The 446-nt window shown below is 65.0% G+C and carries 1 protein-coding gene; it reads left to right on the forward strand.

What is annotated here, in order from left to right:
- Nucleotides 1-36: 36 nt before the first annotated feature.
- Nucleotides 37-446 (forward strand): hypothetical protein (locus IMZ11_RS44150; RefSeq protein WP_228649726.1); only part of this gene is annotated, 410 nt, incomplete at its 3' end.

Raw genomic sequence — 446 nt, forward strand, 5'->3', positions numbered from 1 at the left:
CCGAAAGTGCCGGCCACTGCCGAGCAAGCAGCGGCCTTGTCCGATCACGAACGGGCGATTCTGGACGAGCTGCGCAACGTCGACAGCTTCTGGCCGCGGCGTGTGATCGACTCCGCACTTCGCAACTACGATCCGGAAGAAACCGACGACGACATGAAAATGTCGTTCAAGAAGATCCGCGATTCGGCAATCGTGCTGGCGTCGGATCGACCCGATCTGGACCCACTCAGCGACCGGTATGTGCGGCCGCTGCCCCCGGAACGCCGCCCCACAATGGACGACGATCACACCGAACCAGATCCGGCCGAAGCCGCTGCGGTCTGGCAGCCGCTGGGACTGGCCGACGGCCCGCGAACGGCCGACGGTGATGCGGTGCCGCCGACCTTCGCCGGTCCGGTCGACGGATTCGATGACGAGTACCTGCCCGACACCGAAGAGGAATACGG

This window comes from Microtetraspora sp. AC03309, assembly GCF_020826795.1.
Taxonomy (GTDB): domain Bacteria; phylum Actinomycetota; class Actinomycetes; order Streptosporangiales; family Streptosporangiaceae; genus Microtetraspora; species Microtetraspora glauca.